Origin of the sequence: Wukongibacter baidiensis, assembly GCF_050888315.1 — a bacterium.
In the GTDB taxonomy this organism is placed as follows: Bacteria; Bacillota; Clostridia; order Peptostreptococcales; family Caminicellaceae; genus Wukongibacter; species Wukongibacter baidiensis.
Genome location: NZ_CP138202.1, coordinates 1,838,491 through 1,864,108, shown reverse-complemented (window position 1 = coordinate 1,864,108; position 25,618 = coordinate 1,838,491). Strand labels below are relative to the sequence as shown.

The following is a 25,618-nucleotide window of genomic DNA, read 5'->3' as shown; positions in this document are numbered from 1 at the left end:
GTGGTTCAAAGAAAACCAGAGTGGCTTAAGATAAAGTTAAATAAAGGACGCAGTTTAGACTATGTAAAGGATATACTTAATAGATTTTCACTAAACACTGTTTGTGAAGAAGCTAACTGCCCCAATCGGATGGAATGTTTCAGTAAGAAAACGGCCACGTTTATGATTTTGGGTAGTGAATGTTCTCGCAGCTGTAGATTTTGCAATGTATCCCATGGACAGCTTCAAAAAGTTGACCCTAAGGAACCAGAAAATGTTGCAAATGCTGTAATAGAACTTGGGCTTAAACATGTAGTAATCACTTCGGTGACTAGAGATGATCTAGCCGACGGTGGAGCGGGGCATTTTGCTGAAGTTATCAAATCTATAAAATCCCGTGATGAAAAAATTGTGGTTGAGGTGCTGATACCCGATTTCCAAGGTGATGAAGAAGCTTTGAGAAAGGTAGTAGATGCGAAGCCAGAAATAATTAATCATAATATTGAAACGGTTCCAAGGCTTTACGATGAAATTAGACCAGAAGCTATTTATGAGCGGTCTTTGGAACTATTAAGAAATATCAAGAGTATGAATAAAGACATATTTACAAAGTCGGGGATAATGGTAGGCCTTGGAGAAAATGAAGATGAGACAATAAAAGTATTAGAGGACTTAAGAGGTGTGGGGTGTGATTACTTAACTATTGGTCAGTATTTAGCCCCTAGCAGGGAACACCATCCTGTTATAGAGTATATACATCCAACAACCTTTCAGATGTATAAAGATAAGGCTCTGGGACTTGGATTTAGCTTTGTGGCTTCTGACCCTCTTGTAAGAAGTTCCTATAATGCTTCAGAAATGTTTAATGCAAAATAAGGGTATGGTACCCCAAATTATAATTTAAGAATAAAAGGAAGGTGCTTTGTTATGAATTTAAAATATTTAGAGTCTATGGATAAGGAAATATATGATCAAATTATAAATGAGTTTAACAGACAAGTTAATGGTATAGAGCTTATTGCGTCAGAAAATATTGTTAGTGATGTTGTGCTAGAGGCTATGGGAAGTGTTTTGACAAACAAATATGCTGAAGGATATCCTGGAAAGAGATATTACGGAGGCTGTGAGTTTGTTGATGTAGTTGAAAATCTTGCGATAGAAAGATTAAAAAAGCTATTTAATGCTGAACATGCCAATGTTCAACCTCACTCAGGGTCAAATGCCAATATGGCTGTATATTACTCAGTACTTGAGCCAGGAGATACGATACTAGGTATGGCACTTCCTCATGGAGGGCATTTAACCCATGGTAGTCCTGTAAACTTTTCTGGAAAGCTATACAATGTTGCAAGTTACGGAGTTGATAAGGAAACGGAAGTCATAGATTATGATGAAGTAGAAAAGTTAGCTGTTGAAGTTAAACCTAAAATGATTGTAGCTGGCGCAAGTGCATATTCGAGAATCATAGATTTTAAAAGATTTAGGGAGATTGCTGACAAGGTGGGTGCATACCTAATGGTAGATATGGCTCATATAGCGGGACTCGTTGCTACTGGACTGCATCCAAACCCTTGTGACTATGCAGATTTTGTTACAACAACTACCCATAAGACCCTTAGAGGACCCCGTGGTGGAGCTATACTATGTAAAGCTAAATATGCTAAGCAAGTAGATAAGATAATCTTTCCTGGTATTCAAGGTGGTCCATTAATGCATCTGATTGCTGCTAAGGCTGTAAGCTTCAAGGAAGCACTGAGCGATGACTTTAAAGAATACCAAAAGAAAGTATTGAAAAATGCTCAGAAGCTTGCTGAAGAATTAAAGAATAGAGGATTTAAGCTTGTGTCTGATGGTACCGACAATCATTTAATGCTTGTTGACCTAAGAAATAAGAACGTTACTGGAAAAGAGGCAGAGAAACTGTTAGAAGAAGTGGGTATAACGGTAAATAAAAACACTGTACCATTTGACCCGCAAAGTCCTTTTGTAACGAGTGGTATAAGAATTGGTACGCCAGCAGTTACAACTAGAGGAATGGGTGAAAGCGAAATGACAGAGCTGGCAGACATCATGGCTTGTGCTATTGAGAAAACTATAGATGTACAGAGTCTAAAGGAGAGAATAGCTGACTTAAGTAAAAAATTTCCGCTTTTTAACTGGTAGGATTTTATGATATAGGGAGTTAGATAACAATTTAATTAAAGCCACCTTCTTAGTTTTATTATAGGAAGGTGGCTTTAGATATTTTAAAAAACTAATCATCCCGAATTTCTCATGAATAATTCTGGATCAGTATAGGAAAATTTTTATCCAGATCTAATTAGTCTTGACCTATTTCTTACTTTCGCAACAATCAATAGAATAATGGGAAAAATCGTACGAAATGGAAATGCGAAATACAACATCATTTCTCCATCAAATTCATAAAAACTCATGGCACTATCCCATGTAAAATAGGATTGATTAATCAGTAGCTGAGTAACAGGTATTACTATAAAGCGATAATCGGAGCAATTAAAGATTTTAGCTATACCTATACAAATAGCCAATAAATGTACACTTATTTTTATGAACCCGCCAAATGAAAATATAGGTCCCGATAGTATCTCTATTCTTCCTAACTTCATGACTTCTATTCTTGAAATTGCAGAGTATGTAGGATAATACATATTTGTTACAGAATCTATTCCTACGACTAAAAGGACACTTGTAAAGGTTATCAAGAGTATTAGACCTCCGATGAATGAGCCTAATAGATAGACTTTATAAGGAGATTTTTTTCTTCGAAAACTAGAAATAACCATAGAAAATACTACTAGCTGAGAGAAGGGAAAAGAGTATAGTTTTACAGCCCCTAGAAGAATTGATTTTATGCCGCCGGAAAGCGTAGGTTGAATATTAGCCATATTCATATTAGGAATGAATAATAGAACTAGAATAAATGTAAAAGAAATAACTATTATTATAAAGAGATTTCCCCATCTACCTAAAACCTCTATACCACTCTTTGTCACAAAGGCGCATAGGGCTCCAAAAACAGATTATTGGAATAATCATGGGTGTATTTATAAAGCTAACTGTAGTTATGAATTCTCCAAAATTTCTAAAAGTAGTAGTTGTAGTTACAATAAGATTCCAAATATACAGTATTATAATTCCCTTTCCTATAAATTTTCCGAAACAAATAATAATCATATCAAATAAATCTTTGTCGGGAAAAATAGTATGTAATCTACAGAATGTAAGTAGAATAGGTAAAGCCATGCACATCGATAAAATAACAGCAAGCCAAATATCTTTTTTAGCTTCCACACCAGATAAAGATACGGAGGTTGGGCCTATTATAAATAAAATAATTATAGAGATTATTTGCTTGTTGGAAATAACTTCTTTATTCAATAAAAGCTCCTCCAAATCATTGGCTGGTATGCATTTACATACTGTAAAATAGAGTACATTACAAAATAAACTATTCACGGATAAGCTGATTTACTGTTTAGCGAAGTTGTACTTTGTCTTAAAATTAGCGACATGAAACTGTTGGATACTTATATTAGTATGTTCTAGTAAATCCATAAAAATACTAAGCTGGAAAAGGTATATTTACCCTTATACTATGTTAATTCATAAGTTGGTGAAAGGACAAAGTTTTATCAAAGCTCGCAAAATGTAGATTTGATGTATAAAGCTTAAGTAACTAATTATTGTGATTTATATTCTAGTAATTTTACAGTATAATGTAGGAGGAAAAGAAAAATTTTCTCTTTAATTACAAATAGTGAATTATTATAAGGGGAATATCGAAGAATATAATCCTAGATTATTCATAATACTGAGGTGATTTTATGTTTGATGTTGCTATTATTGGTGCTGGACCAGCAGGTTCTACCCTCGCACATCTTATTGCTCATAAATACAGAGTACTATTGATAGACAAAAGAGATCTGAATAATGAAAACAATAAAAACCCAATTGTAAAATGTTGTGGAGGGCTACTTGCGCCCGATGCACAGCATATAATGGCAACAATTGGTTTAGCTCTTCCGCGAGACGTTTTGGTAGATCCTCAACTTTTTACTGTGAGAACCATGGACTTTACTAATAATATTGAAAGGTTCTATCAAAGATTTTATCTTAATATGGATAGGGAAAAATTTGACCGATGGCTGGTGTCACAGGTTCCTGGTACTGTAGAGAAAAGGTTCAATTCAATGTTTAAATCCTTTAAGAAGCTTGAAGAAGGGTATGAAGTAAAATATAACCATGGAGGAAAAACATATACTGAAAGGGCCAAAATAATCATTGGAGCCGATGGTGGCAATTCAAGAATCAGAAAGATAGCCTTTAAGGAAGAAACTTTTCCAAGTAAATATATATCTATTCAAGAATGGTTTAAGGTATCTGAATTAATGCCGTATTTTATTGCTATTTTTGATGAAAGTATAACTGATTTCTATTCATGGATTATACCGAAGGATGAGCATGTTTTATTGGGGGCAGCTTTAAAACTTAATGACAACACAAATGGAAAGTTTGAACTACTTAAGGAAAAATTAAAAAAGCATGGATTTAATTTAGAGAATAGACTTAAACGAGAAGGTGCATATATCTATAGACCGACATCCTTAAGCCATGTTGTTAGTGGGAATGAAAATATTGCTTTAATCGGAGAAGCGGCTGGAGCTATAAGCCCAAGCTCGGCAGAGGGATTCAGTTATGCATTTAAAAGTGCTCTGTATTTGGCTGAGAGTCTTGAGGATGGAATTGATGGATTTCTTGATAGATATCAAAGAAAAATGAAAAAAATTAAAATGAACATATTGCTTAAAAATCTAAAATCCCCTGCGATGTATAATCCTATAATCAGAGGTCAAGTTATGAGATCGGGTATACAAAGTATGGATGTTATAAAAAAATAGATAGATAACCATAAATTACAGATTAATATTATTGTATTAAATTAAAATCTATATACAGCTATACTTTATAGATTTTGAGACAAGCTGATGGAATTGAAAATAGTAGAACTTAATAAAAAAGGACTGTTAAATTAATATAAAAAATTTTAACAGTCTTTTTGTTTTGAAATTTGCTAAAAAAGTATTTCAATACTTGGGAAAAAATTCATCATATATAGAAAGAAAAATTACAAAAAATAAAGTTTAGAAAGAGGTGATAGTATAGAAAAGAAAAAAGTGGCTCTAATTATTTCTCTGATTTTGATGATATCACCTATATTCGGATTTTACGATAGATCAGATGTAGATGTCTTCAATACAAATCATATTGAAATAGTCGACTCGATACCACGGGCCAAACAGATTGATGTTACTAGGCATAATGATGAAAATAGAAAAATAAATAATAGTGAGAAAATAAAAGAAGAAAGTTTAAAGAACATAGATATAGACGATAAAGAAGAAAAAATTGAGCATATATTACTGGTTGGGATTGATAGTAGAAGAAGCGACTTTAAATATGCTAGAGCTGACAGCATAATTATAGCCTCTGTTAATAAAGCTAATAGTCAAATAAAATTAACATCAATAATGAGAGATACTTACGTAAAAATTCCAAGACATAAGAATAATAGAATAAATGCAGCCTATGCCTATGGCGGAGCTGAATTATTGAAGGAGACTATTAATAGGAATTTCAACTTGGATATAAAAAAATATATAGTAATTAATTTTAGAGGCTTTAAAAAGGTTATTGATATCCTTGGAGGAGTAGATGTCAATTTAAAAAAATATGAGGTCAATGAGCTTAACAGATGCATAGTAGGTTTAGGAGGAGGAAGATCTCAGTTCGTAAGACAAAGTGGATTAAGACACTTGAATGGAGAACAGGCCCTTGCTTACTGCAGAATTAGAAAGGTTGGAAAGGGAGATTATGAAAGAACTGAGAGGCAAAGAACTGTACTGAAATTAATTATTGGAAAGGTTAAGGAACTAAGCTTTGCAGAATATCCCAAATTGATAGCGAGCATGTATCCCTATGTTAAAACAAATATAAGTAATGCAGAATGTTTAAAGTTGATATATAGATATCATGATGTTGAGGATTGGACTGTAGCGAGTATGCAGATACCAACTAACCAGTCTGGAAAACCAAGAGTTATTAATTCAATGTGGGTAATTGATCCGGACATGGATGAATGTATAAAGTGTATTAAAGAATTTATATATTAAGCAAATCGTTTAGGTTAAGGAGTGTTTCGTAAAGGTATCTTATGAGACGCTCCTTAACTTTTGGAATTACTCAAAAAACATGTATAGAAAATAAACATAATTGGTATATAATCGTGATTGACAAAAATGGAAAATGGAAATATAATGTATTACAGGAATATTACAAAGCTTAAAATTCCATTAAAAAAATGGAAAAGACGACCAAAAGAAATAGGGATCAATTTTTTATAACACATAGGAAATTATAAACTTATTTAAATTGCGGATAAATATAATTTCCGTTATGTGTTTCAACAAAGTCCACATTGAAAATCTTTATAAAAGACTTTGTTATTACATCATTAAAGAGGGAGTGACTTATATTGGCGAATAAAACTTCAAAAAAAATTCCTTTTAAGTGGAGAATAATATGCATTGTTCTAACTCTATTTTTAATTTCTATTTCAGCACTTACCGCTATTTCCATTAGAACTGTTAACAACAAGCTGGAAAATGAATTGACAAGTAGTGGGGAAAAATTAGCTGAGCAGATTGTAGAAGTAATAGGTGACGGTAAAAAAGTTGAAAAAATACTAGAAGAGATAGTAGATAGTAAAATTATAGAAGCCTGTTCTATAATTAAATACATGGATATGGAAACTATGTCGAATGAAAAGATAGAAGGGCTTGTTAAAGGTTTGGGTATTTCTCAAATAAGTGTAATAGGTCCCGATAGGATTATTGATTATTCAAATGAGCCAGATAATATAGGTTGGGAGTATCCTGTTGGACATAAGATGGATCCAGTATTTAACGGGAAATCAAATACATATTTAGAAGAGCCAAGGGCAAACCCCTTAGATGGGAAAATATATAAATTTGGAGGAATAAGCTTAGGCAATGGATATTTTGTACAAGCTGGTATTTCCTTAGAAATGATCAATGAAGTTAAAAAGGATTTTGCGATTCAAAAAATACTTGATAAGGTAACTGAGAAGGAAGGAGTATTGTACGCAGTACAGATTGACAAAACAGGACTTGCTGTTGCTGGAACCGAAAAATTTGTAGGTCAAACCTACGATGATGAAGTGACTAAATCAGCAGCTATAAACGGTGTTAAGGCTGCGAATAAATTTTCTGATGAGGAGTTAGGTATAGAAGCCTATGACGTACAGATTCCATTCTATATAGATGGAGAGCACGTTGGATCAATTGATGTAGGTTTATCATTAGAGTCATTAACTATAGCTAAAAAAGATATTTTTCAAAGATCTATTATATTATCAGCTATTATAATTCTATTGGTAGCGCTAGTACTTTACTTTGTAATAGGTAATTCTATGAAGCCGATAAGAATAACAGCTAGTCATATTCAAAAAATCGCAACAGGAGATTTTACTCAATCAATATCAAAAAATATTTTAAGCTACAACGATGAAATAGGAGATATAGCTAAAGCTGTTGAAAAAATGCAGGATGAGCTTAAGAGTCTGATGAAGAACATAAAGAATAGTGCCTATACTATGGTTGAGTCATCTGATAAGCTAGCTAGTATCACTGGCGAATCTAATCAGGCTATGGAAAGTGTGGCCGAATCGGTTGAGCAAATTGCAATAAGTGCAATGGAGCAATCAAAGGACGTTGAAACAGTTGCTATGAGTACAGATGAATTGGGACAAAAGATTAATGCTTCTGGAGATTTGATAAATAATGCAGTATCCTTAACCGATGAGATGAGCAAACTAGGAGATGAAGGTAAGGTTGTTATCACTGATCTTTATGATAAAACAGAAAATAGTAAGGAAAAAGGTAAAGGTGTTTATAGAATAATTGAAGAGATGGACAATTCTACTAAAAACGCTGAGTCTATAATAAATCTGATAACAGAGATTGCACAACAAACAAATTTACTTGCTCTTAATGCAAGCATTGAAGCAGCCAGAGCCGGAGAAGCAGGTAAAGGATTTGCTGTAGTTGCTGAGGAGATAAGGAAGCTTGCGGAAAGTACAGGAAGTGCAATAGATGATATAAGCGAGATAATAAATGATATTCAAATGAAAGCAGTTAATGCTGTAAGTACAATGAATGAGGTAAATGATATAGCTGAGGAGCAGAATAAATCCATTGATAATACAGGTAAAATATTTGAGAAGATAGAATCAAAGTTAAAATCGCTTTTATCAAGAATGGAAGAGTTAAGTAGAGTAAGTAGTGAAATTTTAGATAATAAGGATAATATTATTGCTTCAATACAAAATATCTCTGCTGTAACTGAAGAAAACACAGCTGGGACCCAGGAGGTATCTGCATCAACGGAAGAGCAGTTAGCTTCTATACAAGAAATAGTATCTATTTCAGAGACTTCAATGGAATTAGCTAGAAATCTTGAAAATGAAACGCGAAAATTTAAGGTAGACTAATCGTATAAGGTTTACTTAAATCCATATAAACGCTCTAGGGCTGAACTCATAAGATGTATTTGTGAGTCAGCTCTTTTTTTATGTGCTAGTATAGTATTGATTATGAAAATTAAGAAATATATATCATGAACATTGTGATAAAAAGTATTGAAATTTTTCGTGTTATAAGTTATACTTTTATTGTAAAACGAACTTTATTAAAAAACATATCTAAAATGTTCACTTGTATAAATCTAACAATATGGGTTGGATGTCTCTACCGAACTACCGTAAATAGTTGTAGGCTAGAAGTGTTGTGTGCTTATTTAGCTATACAACTTTCATACCATCTACTTTCAAAATTCCCTGTATCCAATAAAATGTATGAAAGCTGTGAAAAGAGAAAATTCAATTAGAATTATTTGATTTTCGACAAACACGAACATTATTAAGGTTTTGTTAAAAATGCCTATAATTATAAGGAGATGATGGTGTTGAGATATGATGTAATTATTGTTGGAGCTGGCCCATCGGGAATTTTTACAGCGTTAGAGTTAGTTAAAAGAGAAACAGATAAAAAGATTTTAATTATCGAAAAAGGAAAAAGTATAGACAAGAGACATTGTCCTAAGGAAAAGACTAAAGTCTGTGTTTCATGTAAACCATATTGCCATATAACAACGGGTTTCTCCGGTGCAGGTGCCTTTTCGGATGGTAAGTTGTCTTTGAGCTATGAAGTTGGTGGTGATTTACCTCAAATAATAGGTAGTGAAAAGGCACAGGATTTAATTAACTATACAGATAAGATTTATCTTGATTTCGGAGCAGACACAAAGATAGAGGGATTAGGAAATAATGAAGAAATTAAGGATATAAGAAGAAAAGCAATTGAAGCGGGTCTTAAGCTTGTTGACTGTCCTATAAGGCATTTAGGAACTGAGAAAGCCCAGGAAATATATTTTAGGATTCAAGAATTTCTTTTGAAATCAGGTGTAGAGATAAGATTTGATACGCAGGTCAAAGATATGATTATTGAAGATGGTGTAGCAAAGGCAGTAATAGTAGCCGATTCAAAAACTAAGAATGATGAACAAGAAATATATGGAGATAAGATAATCATCGCTACAGGCAGAAAAGGTGCAGACTGGCTTAAGGCTATGTGCCTAGAGCATGATATCGATCATGTTGCTGGTACGGTTGATATAGGCGTAAGGGTTGAAGTGAGAAATGAAATCATGGAAAAGGTTAATAATGTTCTTTATGAATCAAAGCTTATTGGATATCCAGAACCATTCAGAAATAAGGTGAGAACCTTCTGTCAAAACCCTGGTGGATTTGTAAGTCAAGAGAATTACGACGATGATTTGGCAATAGTTAATGGACATTCATATAAGGATAGAAAATCTAATAATACGAACTTAGCGATATTGAGCTCTCACAACTTTTCAGAGCCATTTAACCAGCCTATACAATATGGAAAGAAAGTAGCAGAATTAGTTAATATGCTAGGTAATGGTAAAATATTGGTTCAGAGGTTTGGTGACATACTAGATGGAAAGAGGACATGGCAAAAGGAATTAGACCAGTCAAATGTCAAGCCTACATTACCTGATGCAGTGGCTGGAGACATAACCTCAGCTATTCCTTACAGACCTATGATGAATATTATAAACTTTGTTAAGTCAATGAATACAGTTGTACCAGGCTTCGCAAGTAGAGAAACATTATTATATGGACCAGAAATAAAGTTCTATAGTAATAAGATAAACATGGACGATATTTTCAATACAAATATTGAAAATCTTCATTGTTTAGGTGACTCAAGTGGATGGACGAGAGGCTTAATGATGGCATCTGTTATGGGAGTACTAATGGGAAGAATAATTTCTGAAGAAAACTAAAATCTTATAAAATAAATGATTAAAATCCTTGATATTATATACATATTGAGGATTTTTTTGTGATTAAAACTACTCGTAGATATTATTGAGAATAAAGTTAGAAATTACTCTAAAATTCTGGTAAAATCTTAGTAATGAAAATAGGGGCAGTAGAAGGTATTATTTAATCTAGACTAAATATAGAAAACTATAAAATACGAAAGTAGTTTTAATCTATAACAGGGGGCGTGGGAAAATGGCAAAAACAAAAAAGACAAATGCAATGAGAATCTTGGATCAGAAAAAGATAACCTACAACATCTTTACATATGATAAAAATGATGGCAAGATAGATGGTATATCGGTTGCTGAAAAAATAGACAGAGCTCCGGAACTTGTTTATAAGACACTTGTGGCTCAAGGGAATAGCAAAAACATATATGTTTTTGTACTACCTGTGGCTGAGGAACTTGATTTGAAGAAAGCTGCCAAAATTTCTGGAGCGAAGAAGATTGAAATGATACCTGTTAAGGAAATTCTGAAGTTAACAGGATATGTTAGGGGAGGCTGTTCTCCGATGGGCATGAAAAAGAACTATAAAACTTTTGTTGATTCAAGCGCATCTAAAATAGAAAAGATTATTGTTAGTGCAGGGAAAATAGGTGCTCAAATAGAACTGGAAGCAAGTGAATTGATTGAAGTAACAGAAGCAGAATTAGTTAACATAGTAAAATAAGATATTGTTTCAGATAGTGATAAAAATTGTAATTACTGTAGATATTCCTTTTTGTGGAAATTTAATTATATAAACCTGTGACATTTCGACAAAATTCACATTGTATCTATAGTATAATATGACAAATAACAGAAAATTTCAATAAGTGCTATAGAAATTGCAAAATGCCCTTTGCACTTTGATTTATATAAGCATTTTATATAGCTGAGGAGCTGGTCGCTATGAGAACAATTGACAAATCAATGTTGGAGCAATGTGAATTATTGTTGGATGATGTAGATATACAACTGTGGACCTTACAGGATATAGAAACCTATGGTTTTGTAAATAAAGCTCATGCTGATTTTGTGGGAAAAAGAAAAGAAGATATGGAAAACAAAAGGCTAGAAGATGTATTGATTAGAAAAGAAGCGATGGGTTGTACTAGTAGTAATATAAGAGCGTGGCATGAAAAAGAACAGATTGTTACTAAAGAATGGATTACAAATAGTAAAGGGGAAAGGCGACTATTAAAGATTATAAAAACTCCTATACTAGATGAAGTAGATAATATTAAATGTATTCTATGTAAAGCCTATGATATCACTGAAGATGAAGAAAAAGAAAGTAAATTTAGAATTAGCGAACAGCAGTATTCTGCTATAGTAGAAAGTCAGAGAAATATGATTTGCAGATATTTGCCTAATACAGAATTGACTTACGTTAATCAGGCCTACTGCGATTATTTTAATAAGACATATGATGAATTAGTTGGAACAAGTTTTTTGACATTAATTCCAGAAGGATGTCATGATGGAATAAAAGAGCAGATAGCATCCTTTAGTTTTGAAAATAATATTGACTCATATGAACATTCTGCGATAAATGCTAAGGGAGAGGTAGTTTGGCAGAGATGGACTGATCAAGCATTTTTTAACAACGAAGGTGAATTAATTGAATTTCAATCTGTTGGTATTGATATTACAGAACTAAAAGAGAAGGAAGAAGATTTACAAAAAGAGGTCGAAGAAAACAAAAAAAGAATTAATGAGATGCAAGAGTATGACAAGCTAAAAACAGAATTTTTTGCAAACATATCCCATGAGCTTAGAACGCCTTTAAACTTAATACTTAGTACACTTCAACTATTAGACTACAAAGTAAAAAGTGAGACATTGGAGTTAAAAGATACGAAAAAGAATAATCAAATTATAAGACAAAATTGTTATAGGCTACTAAGGCTAATTAATAATCTAATAGATATTACAAAAATTGATTCTGGATATTTTAGTATAAATCTAAAAAATTATAATCTTATAAATGTAGTTGAAGAGATAACCTTATCCGTTGCTGAGTACGTTAAAAATAAGAATATACAGCTTCTCTTTGATACAGATACTGAAGAAAAGATAATGGCCTGTGATCCTGACCAAGTAGAAAGGATTATTTTAAATCTTTTATCAAATGCAGTAAAGTTTACTATGCCCGGTGGAAAAATATTAGTCAATTTAGTTAATAAAGGAGAAAGCATAATTATATCTATTAAGGATACAGGTATAGGAATTCCTAAAGATAAGGTTGATATGATTTTTAAGCGATTTAGGCAAATCGATAAATCATTTACAAGAAACCATGAAGGCAGTGGCATTGGATTGTCGCTCACTGAATCACTTGTTGAGATGCATGGAGGAGAGATTGTTGTAAAGAGTGAATATGGAAAGGGTAGTGAGTTTATAATAAGTCTTCCCGTTAAAATACTTGAAGATAGTGAGTGTGAGGTTGAAAATAATGAGATTAAAAACAATCATGTGGAAAATATAAATATTGAGTTTTCAGATATATATTCAATAGGTTAAAGTATAAAAGATCAGAGAAGCTGGTCTTTTTTTAGTATAAGAAATAGCAATATAGCTATTGACATTAAATTGACGATTCAATAATAGAATTAATGTATAATTTTATTAAGAGGGTGGAGATTCATTGTGAAAAAGAAGATGGTAGTTTCAAATTTGACCAGTTCATCTGAAATCTCTAAGATTAAGCTAACGGAATATGAAAAAGAAATTCTTGAAGGTAAAGAAGGACGTCTTAAACAGGTAGCTCTTGAAAACGTTATTCGATATGCAAATATATTAGGAGCTGAAGAACTTTGTGAAGTTACAAAAGCGACTGTTTACTGTGGTGCACATAGTTATCTAAATGTTATAGATATGGATGATCCCTATGAAGTGTTTTCAAAAATGTATCTAGGGGAAAGTGATGAAATAATTCGCTTTGATAATACAGATGATAATTGTTTTGTACAATCATGTGTAACTGCCTGTGAAAAAGATCACTACAAGCCCTTTAATGTCTCAAAGCAAATGTTTGAACAAAATAATGAATATATGGATATGGCTCAAGATGCAGGTGTAATAATTGCTAATAGCTGTGCACCATACTTAAATGGATGGATTCCAGTTATGGGAGAGCACTTTACTACTACTGAATCTGGCGTCACAACAATAGGAAATTCCCTTTGGGGGGCCCGTGCCAATGCCGATGGGATAGAAGCTGCATTTTGGTCAGCAATATGTGGCAGGACTCCAAAATGGGGTATGCATGTGACAGAAAATAGAGCAGGTACTCATTTGTATAGAATTAAAGCTGATGTAACTAATAAAATTGATTGGGATTTATTAGGTGCAGCAATTGGTTCAAAACTATCCTATGGTGCTGTACCTGTGGTAATAGGAGAATTCAATAACGTTAATTTTGATAACTTAAGACAGTTCATGACATCTATTTCAATAACCAGTAATTGTGAATTATGCCATGTTGTAGGACATACTCCTGAGGCAATCACTTTAGAACAAGCTCTACAAGGTAAGGAGCCAAAGAGAGAATTTATTATAGAAAATGATGATTTAAAAAACATGTATGAAAGTGTATGCGATGAAGAGCATGATATTGTTGATTTTGTAAGTTTAGGATGTCCACATTATGATATCAACAATATAAAAATGGTTGCAAAATACCTTAAAGGGAAAAAAATACATCCTAATGTAGATTTTATGATATGGACTGTATATCAAATAAAACATATGGCAGAGGTAAACGGATATGCAAAAATTATAGAAGATGCCGGTGGAAAAATATATACAAGTACATGTCCACCTACTATGGGAGAAGGGTTTTTAGGTAAATACAAAGGGTTAGTTTTTGATAGTTATAAGATGTGTAGAACATGTAAATCTAAAGCAGATGCAAATATTTATCTTGGCGATGTGTATAGCTGTATAGATGCTGCGATTTCAGGAAAATGGGAGGGACGCAACAGGTGGGAAAAATAATATTAAAAGGCAGAGGCGTTGTACCTGGCAAGGTAGAGGGTAAAGCTCTTGTTTGTCCTGAAGGTCTAGAAGGCTATGGAGGATTTGATCCTAGAACAGGTGTGATAAAAGAATATAGCAATGTTAATAAAGGAAAGAGTATTAAAGATACTATTCTTGTTTTACCGGGAAGTAGAGGGTCGAATGGATGGTCATGTTATTTTGGAGCTTCAAGAGCTGCAGGGAGTAATCCAAAGGGATGGCTGTTTAATAGGATAGATTCGAGTTCAGGTGTAGCAGCGGCAATAGTGAAAGTTCCTACTATTGTTGATTTTCCAAAGGGACAGAATCCATGCGACTTTATAGAAAATGATGATTATGTAATAATGGATGGAGATACAGGTATTGTAGAAATAATAAAAAAGGATAAATAACTTTACTAAATTAAAAATATATGTACGTTATATAGAAAGGGGTAAATAGTTTGTTGCTTACCAGACAAGATATTGAGAAGATTCATGAGGCATCACTGCAGATCCTTGAAAAAACAGGCGTTAAGTTTAGTCAGGAAAGATCAATAGAAGTTTTTAAAAATGCTGGTGTAAGAGTGGAAGATAATATTGTATATATTGACCCAAAAACTCTTGAGAGATGTATTGAAAGCGCTCCAAGTCAAATACATATTAAAGCAAGAAATAAAGATAATGACATATGTTTAGGGACAGGCACTACCTATTGTGGGCCTGTATCGGGAGTAGTGAATGTAAGAGACCATATTAATGGTAGAAGAAGATCAACAGGGCAGGATTATCTAAACTTTCTAAAGCTTTCCCATACAAGTGAAATGATGCAATTAGTCGGTGGAATAATGGTGACACCAAATGATATTGACAATGAAGCACAAGTAGCTTTTATGATGACTAGCTTGTTAACCCACACTGATAAAGCGTTATGGGGACTTACAATTGATGGGAAGAGCTCTAAAGAGTGTATTGATATGGCAAGACTAGTTTTTGGTGATGAGAAGACTCCTTTTATTATTGGTGTAGCTAATGCAATTACGCCATTAATTTACGATGACAAAATGCTTGATTCAATCCTTACATATGTTGATGAGGGTCAGCCTATATGTATTTCCTGTTGCGGAACTTCAGGATTTACTGCTCCTGTTACTCTAGCAGGAACCTTAGCTGTAAACAATGCTGAGATTTTAGCTGGGGTAGTGTTAACTCAGTTAGTAAGTCCGGGTGCTCCAGTTATCTATGGAAATGTATCTACTGCGGTAGATATGAAAACAATGGGGATATCATCTGGTTCGCCAGAGACTAGCCTTATTGCTCAGGGGGCAGGTCAATTAGCTGAGTATTATAATATTCCATCTAGAGTGGGCGGAACCTTTTCAAATGCAATAGAATGCGATGTTCAATCTGGCTATGAAACAATGATGCTTATGCTGTCATCCTATAAAGCTAAGGCAGACATATTAATTTTATCTGCAGGAGAGTTAGATTCATTTATGACAGCCTCCTACGAAAAATTTATTATTGATGAGGAAATAAGAAATATGGTTCTTAGATATTTAAGAGGTATTGAGGTTAATGATAAAACCCTAGCTATCGATGATATACACAGCATGGGTCCAGGTGGGAACTTTATGTCTACTATGCATACCTTTGAACATTTTAGAAGCGAGCTGTTTAATCCGCAGATAAGTAACAGGGTGTCCTATGAAAGCTGGGAGAAGGATAAGAAAACGAGGCTAGAGGTTGCATATGAAGCTTGTCAAAAGAGGTTGGAAGAGTATAAAATACCTGATGTTTGTAAAGAAAATAGTAGAGTGATTGAATATTGGAAGAATAAATTTGGTGAATTACCTAGTGCCTTAGATATACTTAAAGTTTAATAAAAGAAATAAAGCTCTAGAAGGGCTTTATTTTTTTACTAAAATACTTTTTGCGCTAAAGGTACTATTTTATAAAACTAGATATTTGGGTGCATAAGAAATGACATCGACAAAGTAAAGATAATAGTTTATATAAATTAGGATAAGAATAAAAATTGAACTAGGAGTTTAAACAACTGTAAAGCTTTTTGCTTAGAAGATACAGTTGTTTTTATATGGCTTGTTGAAAAAACTGTAAGATTTCTATTGCGCAAAAAGCGAGTATTATGGACAACGCTCTAAAAAGGTATTAATATTATATTATATGAATAAAAAACCTGTATTTCCTATGTGTAAAAAAATTTGACTATGTGTAAAAAAATTCGACATGGCTAAAGGAGGAGATTTTATCTATTTAAAAGAGTTAAATCAAATGAAAAAAGCCCTTAAAAATACAGATATCATATGCATAGTTGATAAAGAAGGATATATACTTTATTACAATAATTATGATGACATAACGAACAGAATTGGTAAAGAAGAAGTTATTGGGATGCATCTTTTGGAGGTTTATCCATGGTTAACTAGGGAAACAAGCACACTCTTAAAGGTAATAGATACTGGAGAGCCTATTATAAATCATTCACAGGTGATAAAAGTTAGTGATGATTTTGTTGTCAACTCAATAAACTCTGCATTTCCGTTAAAGAATAAAAGTGGAATTATAGGTGGGGTCGTAGTTTCAATAAATTTGGATAAATATAATACAAAATCTAAGAAAATGAAAGTTGATGATTTAAGGTTAAGCCTCAATGCAAAATACTCATTTGATGACATTATAACTCAAAACCAAGAAATCATCGATATAAAAAATAAACTTAAAAAAGCTGCAAAAAAAGACTCAAATATTTTTCTTTATGGTGAGACAGGAACAGGTAAGGAATTGTTTGCCCACTCAATTCATAATTGGAGTAATAGATATGATAAACCATTCATTGCACAAAACTGTGCAGCAATTCCTGAATCAATCGCTGAGAGTATATTGTTTGGTACTACAAAAGGAAGCTTTACTGGAGCTGTAAACAAAAAAGGCATTTTTGAGATGGCTGACGGAGGAACGATTTTTTTAGATGAAATAAACTCTATGTCGATTGATTTGCAAGTTAAGCTTTTAAGAGCTATTGAAGAGAAAAGTATCAGAAAAATCGGAGATGATAAGAGTATAAGTGTAGATGTAAGAATAATTGCATCGACTAATGAGGGGATAGATGATTTAATCAAACAGGGAAAATTCAGGAGCGATTTATTTTATAGGATTAATGTAGTTAATGCCAAAATTTTACCCCTTAGAGATAGAAAAGAAGATGTTGACTATCTTTGCAAATATTTTATTAATCAATACAATAGGGCCTTTAAAGAAAACGTTAAGGGTATAGAAGCTAAAGCTAAGACATTATTAAATAAGTATAATTGGCCGGGAAATGTTAGACAACTAAAAAATTGTATTGAAAGTGCATTTAACTCGTTATCGGGTGAATATATAAGAGCTTCTGATTTACCCGATTATATTATTGATAAAGCTTTAAAGAACGAAAATAGTAGGATGGAAAATGAAAAGTCCTTAATCGAATTGACGGATAGTTTTGAAAAGAAAATTATACTGGAGGTTTTAGATAAAGTTAATAATAATATTGCAATGGCTGCAAGAATATTAAAGGTTCCTCGACAGACAATATATTATAAGCTTAAAAAACACAAAATTGATATTAAGAGGGATGAATAGAAATTTCTAGTATGTCAAAAATTCTGACACATTTCATAAATGCATATATATTAATATTCATAATTGTATATTAAACTAATAAAAAACAATAAACATGATATAAGATTAAAAGCCTGTAAAGTCCTTTGTTTGGGATTGTACAGGTCTTTTTTATTTTAACTAACATATGGTCTAAAGATATATTTTGTAATAGCTGGCATGTAAATTGCAATAGTACTGATGTAATCCTAAATCTGATATTAGCTAAAAAGATTTACTATTATTATATTTATAATTCGAAAATAATTTTTAGCTGATAAGTATGGAACAAGGATGCATATAGAATACAAGGTTTTAAGAGTTTTGTTTATTAAACACAATAATGTCTGAGCTCGTAGATATATAATATGTAATTACTGGTTCAGAAAAACTGAGAAAAGGGGAGATGCTGTGACAGCTGGTAAAGAAAAATGGGATGCGAGAATAGGTGCTATATATATATCCTCAAGTCTTACTATGGAAAGAGAATGGCATATAGCATTACCTGATTCTGTATCCTTTCATATTGCAAGAATATCACTTGATGGCTGTGATGCCACTGAACAAGGATTGATTGACATGTTAGAGTCCGGTCAAGTTGAAGAAGCTGCAAGGAAGTTGGCTTCTGCTGGAGTTGATGTAATAGCATTTGGTTGTACAGCAGGTAGTTTTATAAAAGGAATTGAATGGGATAGAAAACTATCAAAGAGAATAGAAGAAGTAAGTGGAGGTATTCCGGCTACAACAACATCAACTGGATTGATTGAAGCTTTAAGGGCATTAGACTGCAAAAATGTAGCTCTAGCTACTCCATATCTTGAAGAAATCAATGTTAAAGAAAGGGCATTTTTGGAAGGGAACGGTTTTAATGTCGTTGATTTAAAGGGTTGTCATTGTTTGAAGGATCAGGATATTGCAAGAGTAACTCCACAACAGTTTATCGATTTGCACAAAGAAATGGATGTAGAGGAATCGGATTGCGGATTTATTTCCTGTACCAATTCGAGATCAATAGAAGCAATTTCTGTATTAGAGAAGGAACTAGGAAAACCTTTTCTATCAAGCAATCAGGTAACGCTATGGTCAGCTTTAAAAACTATTGGATACAAAGGTAGTATAAAAGGATATGGAGTTCTTATGGAAAGTTATTTATAAGTTAATAAGAAGGGAAGAATACACAATGACAGATAAAAGTAAATTTGGATTATTGGGAATAACATACGATACATCGGCTGGAAAAGGATGGCCCGGAGCTAGATATGCACCTGCAAGTATAAGAAAAGCTATGGGATGGATTGAATCTCGATTTGAAAACAATAAGCTTTTTGATGTAGTAAATAATAAAATAGTGGATTTCTCAAAAATAGACTTTAAGGATTTTGGAGATACAGATAATATAAGTAGATATGACCACGAAAAGACTATAGGTGAAATAAAAGAGCAAATCGATGAAATATTTAAAAAGGGCTATACACCTATCTTGTTGGGAGGAGACCATTCAGTAACTTGGCCGGGTATCTTGTCTTTATATGATAATACAAAGGGTCGCATAGGAATAATAGATTTAGATGCTCATTTAGATATAAAATATGATTCAAAAGTCCAAGGGAAATATTCAGGAAGTAGTCAGATAAGAAGATCAATTGAATTAGACAGAATATCTGGAGCAAATGTTGTAGAGATAGGCCCTAGAGGATATAACTATCCTGAACATTATGATTTCATTAGGGATAGTAATATGACGATAATCCCACCGGAAGTAGTATTTGAAGAAGGAGCTAAGGAAGTTGCAAGAAGAGCATTAGAAATAGCAAGTAAGGATACTGACCATATATACTTAACTGTTGATATAGATGTTTTAGATACAGCCTTTGCCCTTGGTACTGGAGGTCAAGAACCAGCTGGTTTGACTTCATATCAGTTAGCTACGATAGTAAAAGAATTAGCTCCACATGTGGATGTGATAGACATTGTGGAAGTTAACCCAATGACAGACCATAAAGAGCTTACAAGTAACGTTGCAGCAAATCTAATATATGATTTTATAGCTTCTGTGTATAACTTTAATAATTAATAAATTTAAAAGATAGATTATCGAAACACTTTATAGTTAGAGGTGTCAGGTCAATAAGAAGTCATAATGTTTAACTAACTAATATTTATTTAAAAAATGATAAACATACCCCCTCTGATTTATTAACCTGACACAAAATTTGTAAGTTTATTTGGAATAGACAAGCATTCTTCCTATGAAAGTATGGAAAATCTAAGAAAGGCGGTATCAACTTGAAGGTCTTAAGAAAACTCAATGCAATTACGGCTAAAATTGAAGAATTTGTTTTAGGCTTTGGCGTTCTAGGTATGTCTATTGTATTAATTGGCAATGTAATTATGAGAATGATGTTTAATAATAGCTTTAAATTTGCTGAAGAACTTGGTCAAATATTATTGATTTCCGTTACCTTTATAGGAATAAGTTACGTTACAAGACATGGCAAACACGTAAGGATGTCTGTGCTCTACGATATTGTACCACATAAAATAAAAAAGATATTTGCATTAATAATATCAGGAGTAACTTCTGCAACTATGTTCTGTCTATCCTTTTTATCATATAACTATATGCTTGGAGTGTATGCTACTAAAAGAATAACACCAGCGTTGAGAATGCCTATGTACCTTGTTATTTTAGTAGTATTTATAGGCTTTCTGTTTACTGCATTTCAGTTTTTGACGATATTTTGTCTAAATATCAAAAATAACGATGTGTATATTGGAACAATAGTAGGAGTAGGAGAAGAAAAATATGAATAAAGGAGAGAAAGTATGATTGTACTATTAGCAGTTATTTTAGTAGTCTGTCTGGTGCTAGGTTTTCCTATGTTTATGTCAATGGTTGTAGGCTCTTTAGCGTCAATGATGATATATATGCAAAATCTTGATTTGTCAATAGTTATACAGCAGCTAATGGCCGGGATATCATCATATGTTTTGTTAGCTATTCCAATGTTTATCTTTGCAGCAGATTTAATGAGTGCAGGACATACGGCCACTAGACTGGTTGATTTTGTTAAAGCTATCATAGGCCATGTGTATGGAGGCTTAGCTATAACTTTGGCAGGAGCTTGTACATTATTTGGAGCAATATCAGGCTCGTCTCAAGCAACTGTGGTGGCAATTGGCAGGCCCTTAAGGGGTAAGCTTTTAGAAGCTGGGTATAGAGATACTGATGTTAATGGACTAATAATAAGCTCAGCAAACATAGCTACATTAATACCTCCAAGTATTAGCATGATTATGTATTGCGTCCTAACGGGAACATCGGTAGCAGAACTATTCATTGCAGGTATTGGCCCAGGTCTGTTTATATTTGCAATGTTTTCCGTATACAATTACTTCCATGCAAGAAGACTAAATATTCCACGCAGTTCTAAGACAACTCTGAAAGAAAAATGGGAAGTATTAAAAAAATCTCTATTATCATTAGGCTTCCCGGTAGTAATAATAGTGGGAATATACTCTGGGACCTTTAGTCCTACAGAAGCAGCGGCAATTTCAGTATTATACGCCTTTGTTTGTGAAGTGTTGATATATAAGTCTGTAAAGGTGAAAGACCTTTATTCTATTGCGATTTCAACGGGAGCTATAACAGCAGCGGTATTTATTTTAATCGCATCAGGACAAATTTTTTCATGGGTTATAACCTATGTTCAAATACCTCAAAAACTGACAATGGCTGTACTAGGTCCAGATCCGTCAGCAATAGGAGTACTTTTTGTAGTAACTATTTTCTTTTTTATAAGTTGTATGTTTGTGGATCAGATAGTTGCGTTTCTAATACTGATACCTATCTTCTTCCCAGTAGCTATCAAGGCAGGTATAGACCCTATACATCTAGGGATAGTTGTAGCAATACAATCGGCAATAGGAGGTGTGTCACCACCATTTGGATGCAATATCTTCACTGCATGTGCTGCCTTTGATGAACCATACCTAAAAGTGGTAAAGGGGTTGCCTGCATATATGATTATGTATTTCATAATCTCGATACTTATAATATTTGTACCTCAAATTGCAACAATATATAGGTTTTTCTAGTTAAAAGAAAATAGATATGCTTGTATTATGTGATGTTCTTTGTTTATAGATAAGCAACATTAAGATTAAAAATATATTTAACTCTGAAATTGTTTATCTTTAATATAAAAAAAGGGAGGAAATATTATGAAAAAGATATCAGTACTGTTAATAATTGCAATGTTATTAACTACTATGTTGGTTGGATGTGATTCTAGTGAGCAAGGTAACGCAGATAATACTGAGGTGAAAGAGAAAAAATCTATTTTAGACTCAGATGAGCAAATTACATGGAAGCTTTCACATGCTGTTATTGAAGGAGATGTACTTGATTTATATTGTAGAGAATTTGCAAAAAAAGTAGAGGAAAAATTTAATGGAAAGGTTAAGATCGAAGTATATCCTACAGGTCAGTTAGGAGACCCTATTGCAATTCAAGAGCTAGCTCAAAATGGTGGGCTACAATTTGCATTGCTACCAGCTCCATTTGTTGGAACAATCATACCAGAAATTCAAGCAACAGGATTAAACTTTGTGTTTAGCGGCGATAGGGAGGTTAACCAAAGAGTATTACATGAGGGAGAGGCAGTTAAGGAATTGAATAAATCCTTTGAGCAGCAAAAGCTTAAGCCTTTAGACTGGCTTAATGAAGATTTTAATTGTTGGACAAGTAATAAGCCCTTAAGAACACTTGAAGATTTTGAAGGATTTAAAATGAGAGTATATTCTTCACCACTAACTATAGCAAACTATGAAGCATTAGGTGCTAATCCAACGCCAATTCCATTTGCAGAAGTATATAGCTCGTTACAGTTAAATATGGTTGAAGGACAGGAAAATCCCATCGTCCTAATTGAGAAGAATAAATTCAACGAGGTACAAGATTATCTGACTATATCAAATCATGGAGTAGTAACTGAGACCCTTACAGCTAATCTAAAGTTTTTTAACTCATTAGCTCCAGAGGATCAGGAAAGAATAATGAGTGTTATCCCAGAAGTTTCAGAATACCTTTTCAATATGCAAGATGGTATAACAAAGGAATCATTACAAAAGATCAAAGAAGAGGGTAGCACAGAAATAATTGAGCTTACTTCCGAACAAAGAGCAGCTTTTATAGAAGCAAGTACATCTGTTAAGGATACATTAAATAAGCTAGCTGGTGAAAGAGGTAAAAAAATCTATGATCTGTTAATCGAAGATGTTAAACGTTTTGAGGCGGAGAAATAGAATAATCTAAATATATAAAGCCAAAATTTTTAGATACCAATTGCTTATAAAAAATATATTACAACAATAAAAGACCCTATGAAGGAAGTAATCGTAGGGTCTTTCAAAAATGCTAATTAAGCTCAATGTTTTAACATTAGGAGATGATGTGAGTGATGATGCAAGATAATAGAATTGATGTAGATGTATTAGTTATTGGTGGTGGTGCAGCAGGAGGCCTAGCAGCCATCGAAGCAAAAAAGATTACGGATAAAGTACTATTAGTTTCAAAGGGTTGTGTTGGAAGGAGCGGAAATACTCCTATGGCTGAAGGTGGTATTCAGGCATCCTTTCATATTGAAGATAGCCCAGAGGACCATATCAAGGATACTATGAATGCTGGAAAACATATAAATGATCCTGTATTGGTAGAAACCCTAGCGGCAAAAGCTCCTGAGTATGTTAGAAAAATAGAAGAATATGGAGTAAAATTTAAAAAGTTAGATAATGGTGAATTTTTTCAATATACATCCAGTGGAAGCACTCATCCACGATGCTTGTGGATAAAGGGAGGCGGTGCTGGGTTATCATTATCTGTCTCTAAGAAAGCTAAAGAACTTGGTGTTAACGTAATGGAAGAGGTAATGATAACAAAGATATTGACTTCGAGTAACAACGTAAATGGTGCTTGTGGTGTTGACCTTAAGACCGGTAAATTCATAAGTATTAAAGCAAAATCAGTTGTAATAGCTACAGGGGGAAATGAGACTCTATACAGCTTTTCCGATGGTTCTCTTGATTCTACTGGAGATGGAGTAGTGCTTGCATATGATGTCGGTGCTGAGTTGATTGATATAGAATTTATTCAGTTTTATCCCCATGCTCTTATCTATCCAAAGGGACTTAAAGGCATAGTAATACCAGAAGAAGTGTACTATGACAGCCTAATAGGAGCTAAGCTTTTAAATGGTTTAGGAGAAGAATTTGCGTATAAATATGATCCTGAAAGGAAGGAAAATACTACAAGAGATATATTAGCAAGGGCTATACACACCGAAATAACAGAGGGGAGAGGTTCAGAACATGGTGGTATTATAATAGACCTGAGAGAATGTAGTAAGGATAAGATAACGGGATTAGTAGGACCTTTATATAATTACTTGAACATGAATGGTGTAGATATGTTATCCACACCACTAGAGGTTGCACCTAGTGCTCATTACCAATGTGGGGGAATAAAGATAGATAAAAACGCCGAGACAACTGTTAAAGGTTTGTATGCAGCTGGAGAATGTACAGGAGGCTTTGATGGGGCAAATAGACTTTCAAGTAATGCATTAACTGAAGCAGTGGTTTTTGGAATGATTGCAGGAGAAAATGCAGCTAGATATTCGGAATGTGTTGAAAATGTTGTCATAGATGAAAAGATAGTTGAAGATGAGTACTTAAGGATTTCTGAAATGATAGAGCGAGAGCCAGAAGAAAGAATAGATGTATTGGAAGTAAAAAAAGAGCTTCAAAGCCTAATGACAGAGAATGTAGGGGTAATTCGTAGTAAAGAGAGTTTGGAAATGACTATTAACAAAATTCTTACAATTAAAAAGGAAAAGATTAATAAGATATGTCTAAAAAATAAGGAGTATGTTTATAACTTGGAAATATTAGAGCTTTTAGAGCTTTGTAATTTGATTGAAAATGCAATAATTGTAGCTAAAGCAGCAGAGTTTCGATGTGAAAGCAGAGGAAATCATTTCAGAGCAGACTATCCTAAAGAAGATAATAATATGTGGAAAAAGCATACTATTGTTAAAAAAGACAAAGATGAGGTTAGCATCAAGAGTATTTCAGTAGAAGCTAAAAAATATAAAGAAGATATGGAAACACAAATGGCGTGGGTAAAGGTTGTAAGGAACAACATTGATACTGGAGAAAAGGAATTTGAAGAATATAAAGTTCCGTATGACGAAAATAAGAACGTATTACAGGTACTTCTAGATATTTTTGAAGGAATGGATAGATCCTTAGCTGTTAGAAGATATCGTTGCAACAGAGGAATGTGTGGTTCCTGTACTATGATTATAAATGGAAAGGTTAAACGAGCTTGTATCACTAAAATGACAAAGGATATAGTTATAGAGCCTATAGATAAATATGGAGTAATAAGAGATGTGGTAGGAAATTTGGATTAAATAATA

At 33.2% G+C, this 25,618-nt stretch carries 20 protein-coding genes and 1 riboswitch; of the genes, 18 read left to right on the top strand and 2 right to left on the bottom strand.

Annotated elements, in window-relative coordinates:
• Complete coding sequence (gene lipA / locus R9X47_RS08450) at positions 1-855, top strand: lipoyl synthase (RefSeq protein ID WP_432667607.1); 855 nt, start codon at positions 1-3, stop codon at positions 853-855.
• Positions 856-906: 51 nt separating this feature from the next.
• Positions 907-2,142 (top strand): serine hydroxymethyltransferase, encoded by a 1,236-nt coding sequence (gene glyA, locus R9X47_RS08445; RefSeq protein ID WP_432666360.1) that lies wholly within the window; start codon positions 907-909, stop codon positions 2,140-2,142.
• Positions 2,143-2,285: 143 nt separating this feature from the next.
• Here glyA and R9X47_RS08440 read toward each other — a convergent pair whose 3' ends face one another.
• Both R9X47_RS08440 and R9X47_RS08435 read right to left on the bottom strand, forming a co-directional pair.
• Positions 2,286-2,993 (bottom strand): GerAB/ArcD/ProY family transporter, encoded by a 708-nt coding sequence (locus R9X47_RS08440; RefSeq protein WP_432666359.1) that lies wholly within the window; start codon positions 2,991-2,993, stop codon positions 2,286-2,288.
• Positions 2,962-3,378 (bottom strand): GerAB/ArcD/ProY family transporter, encoded by a 417-nt coding sequence (locus tag R9X47_RS08435; RefSeq protein ID WP_432666358.1) that lies wholly within the window; start codon positions 3,376-3,378, stop codon positions 2,962-2,964. Before R9X47_RS08435 ends, R9X47_RS08440 begins: the two co-directional genes overlap by 32 nt.
• 446 nt (positions 3,379-3,824) lie before the next feature.
• On the opposite strand from R9X47_RS08435, the gene R9X47_RS08430 reads away from it, so the two are divergent.
• From R9X47_RS08430 to R9X47_RS08355, 16 genes are all read left to right on the top strand, one after another.
• On the top strand, positions 3,825-4,898 hold the full coding sequence (locus R9X47_RS08430) for an FAD-binding protein (RefSeq protein ID WP_432666357.1): 1,074 nt from the start codon (positions 3,825-3,827) through the stop codon (positions 4,896-4,898).
• Between the two features lie 276 nt (positions 4,899-5,174).
• Positions 5,175-6,170 (top strand): LCP family protein, encoded by a 996-nt coding sequence (locus tag R9X47_RS08425; protein WP_432666356.1) that lies wholly within the window; start codon positions 5,175-5,177, stop codon positions 6,168-6,170.
• Positions 6,171-6,532: 362 nt separating this feature from the next.
• Positions 6,533-8,569 (top strand): methyl-accepting chemotaxis protein, encoded by a 2,037-nt coding sequence (locus R9X47_RS08420; RefSeq protein WP_432666355.1) that lies wholly within the window; start codon positions 6,533-6,535, stop codon positions 8,567-8,569.
• Between the two features lie 203 nt (positions 8,570-8,772).
• A riboswitch (purine riboswitch) is annotated at positions 8,773-8,876 on the top strand.
• A gap of 166 nt (positions 8,877-9,042) precedes the next feature.
• On the top strand, positions 9,043-10,449 hold the full coding sequence (locus R9X47_RS08415; RefSeq protein WP_432666354.1) for an NAD(P)/FAD-dependent oxidoreductase: 1,407 nt from the start codon (positions 9,043-9,045) through the stop codon (positions 10,447-10,449).
• Positions 10,450-10,684: 235 nt separating this feature from the next.
• Positions 10,685-11,164, top strand: a complete 480-nt coding sequence (gene ybaK / locus R9X47_RS08410; protein ID WP_432666353.1) for a Cys-tRNA(Pro) deacylase — start codon at positions 10,685-10,687, stop codon at positions 11,162-11,164.
• Between the two features lie 221 nt (positions 11,165-11,385).
• Positions 11,386-12,999 carry a PAS domain-containing sensor histidine kinase gene (locus R9X47_RS08405; RefSeq protein WP_432666352.1) on the top strand — a complete coding sequence of 538 codons (1,614 nt, stop codon included), beginning with the start codon at positions 11,386-11,388 and terminating at the stop codon, positions 12,997-12,999.
• Between the two features lie 126 nt (positions 13,000-13,125).
• Positions 13,126-14,475: an aconitase X gene (locus R9X47_RS08400; protein WP_432666351.1), complete on the top strand. Its 1,350-nt coding sequence runs from the start codon at positions 13,126-13,128 to the stop codon at positions 14,473-14,475.
• Positions 14,463-14,888 carry an aconitase X swivel domain-containing protein gene (locus R9X47_RS08395; RefSeq protein WP_432666350.1) on the top strand — a complete coding sequence of 142 codons (426 nt, stop codon included), beginning with the start codon at positions 14,463-14,465 and terminating at the stop codon, positions 14,886-14,888. Before R9X47_RS08400 ends, R9X47_RS08395 begins: the two co-directional genes overlap by 13 nt.
• Before the next feature lie 50 nt (positions 14,889-14,938).
• Complete coding sequence (locus R9X47_RS08390; RefSeq protein WP_432666349.1) at positions 14,939-16,357, top strand: trimethylamine methyltransferase family protein; 1,419 nt, start codon at positions 14,939-14,941, stop codon at positions 16,355-16,357.
• A 412-nt stretch (positions 16,358-16,769) separates the two neighbouring features.
• Positions 16,770-18,119 (top strand): sigma-54 interaction domain-containing protein, encoded by a 1,350-nt coding sequence (locus tag R9X47_RS08385; RefSeq protein ID WP_432666348.1) that lies wholly within the window; start codon positions 16,770-16,772, stop codon positions 18,117-18,119.
• A 429-nt stretch (positions 18,120-18,548) separates the two neighbouring features.
• Complete coding sequence (locus tag R9X47_RS08380; RefSeq protein ID WP_432666347.1) at positions 18,549-19,292, top strand: maleate cis-trans isomerase family protein; 744 nt, start codon at positions 18,549-18,551, stop codon at positions 19,290-19,292.
• A gap of 25 nt (positions 19,293-19,317) precedes the next feature.
• A complete protein-coding gene (locus R9X47_RS08375; RefSeq protein ID WP_432666345.1) occupies positions 19,318-20,211 on the top strand; it encodes an agmatinase family protein in 894 nt (297 codons plus the stop codon).
• A gap of 212 nt (positions 20,212-20,423) precedes the next feature.
• On the top strand, positions 20,424-20,951 hold the full coding sequence (locus R9X47_RS08370) for a TRAP transporter small permease (RefSeq protein WP_432666344.1): 528 nt from the start codon (positions 20,424-20,426) through the stop codon (positions 20,949-20,951).
• Between the two features lie 12 nt (positions 20,952-20,963).
• Positions 20,964-22,235, top strand: coding sequence for a TRAP transporter large permease (locus R9X47_RS08365; RefSeq protein ID WP_432666343.1), 1,272 nt, complete (start codon positions 20,964-20,966; stop codon positions 22,233-22,235).
• A 126-nt stretch (positions 22,236-22,361) separates the two neighbouring features.
• Positions 22,362-23,444 carry a DctP family TRAP transporter solute-binding subunit gene (locus R9X47_RS08360; RefSeq protein ID WP_432666342.1) on the top strand — a complete coding sequence of 361 codons (1,083 nt, stop codon included), beginning with the start codon at positions 22,362-22,364 and terminating at the stop codon, positions 23,442-23,444.
• A gap of 155 nt (positions 23,445-23,599) precedes the next feature.
• Positions 23,600-25,612, top strand: a complete 2,013-nt coding sequence (locus R9X47_RS08355; protein WP_432667606.1) for an FAD-binding protein — start codon at positions 23,600-23,602, stop codon at positions 25,610-25,612.
• Positions 25,613-25,618: the final 6 nt, after the last annotated feature.

Bases quoted from the DNA above. Each gene is read 5' to 3' on its own strand.
- R9X47_RS08405 (WP_432666352.1), top strand. From the start codon at position 11,386: ATGAGAACAATTGACAAATCAATGTTGGAGCAATGTGAATTATTGTTG.
- R9X47_RS08360 (WP_432666342.1), top strand. From the start codon at position 22,362: ATGAAAAAGATATCAGTACTGTTAATAATTGCAATGTTATTAACTACT.
- R9X47_RS08385 (WP_432666348.1), top strand. From the start codon at position 16,770: ATGAAAAAAGCCCTTAAAAATACAGATATCATATGCATAGTTGATAAA.
- glyA (WP_432666360.1), top strand. From the start codon at position 907: ATGAATTTAAAATATTTAGAGTCTATGGATAAGGAAATATATGATCAA.
- R9X47_RS08355 (WP_432667606.1), top strand. From the start codon at position 23,600: ATGATGCAAGATAATAGAATTGATGTAGATGTATTAGTTATTGGTGGT.
- R9X47_RS08430 (WP_432666357.1), top strand. From the start codon at position 3,825: ATGTTTGATGTTGCTATTATTGGTGCTGGACCAGCAGGTTCTACCCTC.
- R9X47_RS08375 (WP_432666345.1), top strand. From the start codon at position 19,318: ATGACAGATAAAAGTAAATTTGGATTATTGGGAATAACATACGATACA.
- ybaK (WP_432666353.1), top strand. From the start codon at position 10,685: ATGGCAAAAACAAAAAAGACAAATGCAATGAGAATCTTGGATCAGAAA.
- R9X47_RS08365 (WP_432666343.1), top strand. From the start codon at position 20,964: ATGATTGTACTATTAGCAGTTATTTTAGTAGTCTGTCTGGTGCTAGGT.